This is a genomic window from Ferrovibrio sp., assembly GCF_035304305.1.
Lineage (GTDB): Bacteria > Pseudomonadota > Alphaproteobacteria > Ferrovibrionales > Ferrovibrionaceae > Ferrovibrio.
The window spans coordinates 1-5,382 of record NZ_DATGQG010000074.1 but is presented as its reverse complement, the minus strand read 5'-3'; the positions used below and the strand labels follow the sequence as shown (position 1 = coordinate 5,382).

Genomic DNA, 5,382 nt, shown 5'->3' with positions numbered 1-5,382 from the left:
GCCGGGCCAGCGCCGTCGCTTTCTCGAGATGCAGGTCGGCCACGACCAGCGCAGCCTGCTCCGGCCACCACAGGCTGCCATCGGGCTCCGCCGACAGCTCCACGCCATGCACAATGAAAGGCAGGCTCATGCTGCGCTTCTGCCCTTTGCGGCCGGCGCCATGGCTTCCTCGATCAGCGCCGCCTCGGCGATCAGTGCGTCATGGGCGCTGCCATCGACCCGCTCGCGGCCGATATCGAGCAGCATCGGCACGGCGAGTGGTGAAACGCGATCCAGCGCCCGGTGCTCGATGCGGTCCTTCACGCGGCCGAGCATCAGGCCGAGACGTCGCGCATCGACCAGTCCGCCGGCGGCATCGGCCCAGGTGGCGCGCAGCAGGATATGGTCGGGCTGGTATTTGCGCAGCACGGCGTAGATGGTGTCGGAATTGAAGGTGACCTGACGGCCGGACTTCTCCTGACCCGGGAGGCGGCGCTCGATCAGCCCGGCGATCACCGCAACATTGCGGAAGGTGCGTTTCAGCAGCGAGGACTCCGCCATCCAGGCCTCGAGATCGTCACCCATCATCTCCTGGTCGAAAAGCTCGGCAATGCGTGTCGGCTCGTCCAGCGACCAGATCGCCAGCGCGTAGTCGCTGGCCACGAAACCCAGCGGCCTGTAGCCGAGGCGCTCCATGCGGCGGGTCAGCAGCATGCCAAGCGTCTGATGCGCGGCCCGGCCGGCAAAGCCGTAGGCCACCAGGAAATGCCGTTTGCCGCGCGGGAAGGTCTCGACCAGCAGGTGGTCGCGCTTCGGCAATGCCGAGCGATACTGCTGCACGTTCAGCCATTCGCGCACCTCCGGCGGAAGCTGCGCCCAGGCCTTGCGGTTCTCCAGCAGGGCGAGCACGCGATCGGCAAGCTGGGTGGTGAGCGGCAGCTTGCCGCCGTCATAGGAGGGGATTTTCGGTTCGGTTCCCGCGGCCGGAGAACAGACCACCTGCATGTCGCGGATGCCCTCGAATTTCAGCAGCCGGCCGGCGAAGATGAAGGTGTCGCCGGGTTCGAGTCCCTGTACGAACCATTCCTCGATGCGGCCGAGCGGCTTGCCGCGTTTCAGCCGCACGCTCAGCATCGCCGCCTCGACGATGGTGCCGACATTCATCCGGTAGCTGCGCGCCACCGCCGGGCGCGTCACCTGCCAGATTCCGTCGTCGCGCCGCTCGAGGCGGCGGTAGCGCTCGTAGCTTTTCAGCGCATAGCCGCCGGTCGCCACGTAATCCAGCACCGCATCGAAGGTGGCACGGTCCAGTTCCGCGTAAGGCTGGGCGGCGGTGACCTCGCGGTAGAGATCATCGGCATGGAAGGGCGACGAGCAGGCGCGGCCGAGAATATGCTGCGCCAGCACGTCGAGCCCGCCATCGCGCCCCGGTGGCGCGCGGTCCGGCTCGGCATCCAGCACGCCGCTGCCGATCGCGGCGATGGCGGCACGGCATTCCAGCAGCTCGAAACGGTTGCCCGGCACCAGCAGGGCGCGGCTCGGCTGGTCGAGCCGGTGATTCGAGCGGCCGATCCGCTGCAGCAGCCGCGACACGCCTTTCGGCGCACCCATCTGCACCACGAGATCGACAGCGCCCCAGTCGATGCCGAGATCAAGCGAGGCGGTGGCGACCACGGCGCGCAGCCGTCCCTCGGCCATCGCGGCTTCCACCCGGCGCCGCTGTTCCACGGCAAGGCTGCCGTGATGCAGGGCGATGGCGAGATTGTCGTCGTTGATGCGCCAGAGCTCGCGGAAGGCGAGCTCGGCCTGGGCGCGGGTGTTGACGAAAACAATGGCGGTGCGCGCGTCGCGGATCGCGACATAGACCTCCGGGATCGCATGCATCGCCATATGTCCTGCCCAGGGCACGCGCGCCTCGGGCAGGATGATGCCGATCTCCGGCTTCTCACCCGGAGCGCCGCAGATGATCTCCGGCCGTGCCGCCAGGCCGGAGCCGATCCAGGCCGCCAGCCGTTCCGGTTCGGCGATGGTGGCCGACAGTCCGATGCGGCGCGCCTGCGGCGCGAGGGTGCCGAGACGCGCCAGGCCGAGGCCGAGCAGGTCGCCGCGCTTGGTGCCGGCCAGCGCATGCACCTCGTCCACGATCACCGCGCGCAGGTGCCGGAAGATCTCCGGCGCATCGGCATAGGAGAGCATCAGCGCAAGGCTTTCCGGCGTGGTCATCAGGATCTGCGGCGGTTTGCTCCGCTGGCGGGCTCGCTTCGACTGCGGCGTGTCGCCGGTGCGGGTCTCGGCGCGGATCGCCAGCCCGGTCTCGGTCAGGGGCAGCTCCAGATTGCGGTGCACGTCCACCGCCAGCGCCTTCAGCGGCGAGATATACAGCGTGTGCATCCCGGGTGAGGGTTGCGCGGCCAGCTCCACGAGGCTGGGCAGAAAGCCGGCCAGCGTCTTGCCTCCGCCGGTCGGGGCGATCAGCAGGGCGGACTTGCCCCGGCCAGCCGCGCGCAGCATGGCCTGCTGGTGCGGATGCAGGCTCCAGCCCCGTGCCGCAAACCAGGCGGCGAGAACGGGCGGCAGGGCGGCGGGAACGGTCCGGCGGGGCATGGGCAGGGATATAGGTCGCGCCTATATCAGGAACATGGCTTCCACCATTCCCCGCCCCGAAACCTGGCTGAAACCAACGCCGCGCGGCCTCTATGTCGAGCCGGGCGACTTTTACATCGATCCCACCGGCGGTGCCGACCGCGCGGTGATCACCCATGGTCATGCCGACCATGCGAGGCCGGGTCACGGCCGCGTTCTGGCGACGCCCGGGACGCTGGCGATCATGCGGGCGCGCTATGGCGAGAATGCCGGCAGGCAGCAGCAAGCGCTGGACTACGGCGAGCGTCTCGACATCAACGGCGTCAGTCTGTGCTTCAAACCTGCCGGCCATGTGCTGGGTTCGGCACAGGCCGTCCTGGAATGGCGCGGCAGCCGCGTGGTGGTGTCCGGCGACTACAAGCGCCGCCGCGATCCGACCTGTCCGCCTTTCGAGGTGACGCCCTGCGATGTCTTTGTCACCGAAGCGACTTTCGGCCTGCCGGTTTTCCGACATCCCGACGATGCGGGCGAGATCGCCAGGCTGCTGCATTCGGTGCGGCTGTTCCCGGAACGCGCCCATCTGGTTGGCGTCTATGCTCTGGGCAAGGCGCAGCGCGTTATCATGCTGCTGCGCGAGGCGGGCTGGGATGGGCCGATCTGGCTGCACGGCGCGCTGGTCGCCCTGTGCGATCTCTATCGCGACCAGGGCGTCGCGCTGGGCGATCTGCGTCATGTCGGCGACACGCCGAAAGCGGAGCTGCGGGGCGCTATCGTGCTGGCGCCGCCATCGGCCATCGAGGACCGCTGGTCGCGGCGCCTGCCCGATCCGGTGACCTGCGCGGCATCGGGCTGGCTGAGGATCAAGCAGCGCGCGCGGCAGGGCGGGCTGGAACTGCCGCTGGTGATTTCAGACCATGCCGACTGGGACGAACTGAATGCCACCATCGACGAGGTCGGCGCGCCGGAAGTCTGGGTCACCCATGGCCGCGAGGAGGCGCTGATGCACGCGGCGTCCCAGCGCGGCATCCGGGCGCGGGCGTTGCGGCTGATCGGCTACGAAGACGAAGACCCGTCATGAACCGCTTCGCAGCCCTGCTGGAGAGCCTGATCTTCACCCCGGGCCGCAATGCCAAGCTGGCGCGGCTGGCGGATTACTTCGCCACCACGCCGGATCCCGACCGCGGCTGGGCGCTGGCGGCGCTGACCGGCAAACTGAGCATTCCCGGCCTGAAATCGGCCGCGATCCGCCAATTGGCGGAGAGCCGCAGCGATCCCGTGCTGTTCGGCTGGTCCTACGACTATGTCGGCGATCTCGCCGAAACCGTGGCGCTGATCTGGCCCGAGCATCACGAGCCGGGCGAGACGGTGCCGACGCTCACCGAAGTGGTGGAGAAGGCGCAGGCGGCCGGCCGCAGCGAGGCGCCCAAGCTGCTGGCCGACTGGCTCGACCGGCTGGACGCGACGGGGCGCTGGGCGCTGATCAAGCTGTTCACCGGCGCGCTGCGGGTCGGCGTGTCGGAGCGGCTGGTGAAGACGGCGCTGGCGGCCTTCGGCACGGTCAGCGTGGATGAAGTGGAAGAGGTCTGGCCGGGACTGCAGCCGCCCTATGCACAGCTTTTCGCCTGGCTCGGCCATGGCGAAACGCGGCCGGAGGTCGATCATCTCGCCGCCTTCCGGCCGCTGATGCTGGCGCAGGCACTGGACGAGGCCGACCTCGCCAAGCTCGAAGCGCAGGATTTCCGCGCGGAATGGAAATGGGACGGCATCCGGGTCCAGCTGCTCGGCGGCAGGACGCAGACGCGGATCTTCTCCCGCGGAGGCGAGGAGATCGGCGGCAGCTTTCCGGAAATCGGGTTGCTGGCGGGCCTGGAAGCGGTGCTGGACGGCGAGCTGCTGGTGCGCATCGACGAGCAGCATGGCAGCTTCAACGAGCTGCAGCAGCGGCTGAACCGCAAGACGGTTTCGGCCAGGCAGATCAGGGAGCGGCCGGCCTTCGTGCGGCTCTACGACATCCTTTTCGATGGCGACGAGGATGTCCGCGCATTGCCCTTCGACACGCGCCGTGCGCGGCTGGAACAGTGGTTCGCGCGGAAGGTCGGTAACGGGCCGCTGGCGGAGCGCTTCGATCTCTCGCCGCAGCTGTCGTTCAGGGCCTGGACCGATCTGGCGGAGGCACGGCGGCAGGCGGAATCGGTCAATGCCGAGGGCCTGATGCTGAAGCGCGGCGACAGCCCCTACGTGGCCGGCCGGCCGAAAGGCCTGTGGTTCAAATGGAAGCGCGATCCCGACACGGTGGACGCGGTGCTGCTCTATGCCCAGCGCGGCCACGGCAGGCGCTCGTCCTTCTATTCGGATTTCACCTTCGGCTGCTGGCGCGACAATGGCAGCGAGGGCGGTCCCGAACTGGTGCCGGTCGGCAAGGCCTATTTCGGCTTTACGGATACGGAGCTCCAGCAACTTGATAAGTGGGTGCGCAACCATACGGTGGAACGCTTCGGCCCGGTGCGAAGGGTCGAGCCCGCGCTGGTGCTGGAAATCGCCTATGAGGGAATCCGGCGCTCGACCCGGCATAAATCGGGCGTTGCCATGCGGTTTCCCCGCATCAGCCGCATCCGCTGGGACAAGCCCGCCGCGGAAGCCGACCGGCTGGAAAGCCTGGCGGCGCGGATTCGGGATTAGGGCCGCGGGTTGCCTTCCCGGCCCCGCCGCCGTATATCCCCGCGCAATCACCGGAGTTTTTATGGACCGCACCCGCTTCGAGGGCTTTGCCTTCCTGGCCGCTTTCATCGCCTGTGTGCCCGCAGCCAACTGGCTGATCGG

General features: G+C 68.5%; 3 protein-coding genes. 2 read left to right on the top strand and 1 reads right to left on the bottom strand.

Translation table 11 applies throughout. The features are described 5' to 3' along the window. Window positions 1-126: 126 nt before the first annotated feature. The gene (locus tag VKZ87_RS09470) at window positions 127-2,583 is read right to left on the bottom strand and encodes a ligase-associated DNA damage response DEXH box helicase (protein WP_324221008.1); all 2,457 of its coding nucleotides are present in this window, start codon (window positions 2,581-2,583) and stop codon (window positions 127-129) included. 34 nt (window positions 2,584-2,617) lie between these two features. On the opposite strand from VKZ87_RS09470, the gene VKZ87_RS09465 reads away from it, so the two are divergent. Together VKZ87_RS09465 and VKZ87_RS09460 are read left to right on the top strand one after the other, a co-directional pair. After that, window positions 2,618-3,640: a ligase-associated DNA damage response exonuclease gene (locus tag VKZ87_RS09465; RefSeq protein ID WP_324221007.1), complete on the top strand. Its 1,023-nt coding sequence runs from the start codon at window positions 2,618-2,620 to the stop codon at window positions 3,638-3,640. Continuing rightward, on the top strand, window positions 3,637-5,241 hold the full coding sequence (locus VKZ87_RS09460) for a cisplatin damage response ATP-dependent DNA ligase (RefSeq protein WP_324221006.1): 1,605 nt from the start codon (window positions 3,637-3,639) through the stop codon (window positions 5,239-5,241). Before VKZ87_RS09465 ends, VKZ87_RS09460 begins: the two co-directional genes overlap by 4 nt. Window positions 5,242-5,382: the final 141 nt, after the last annotated feature.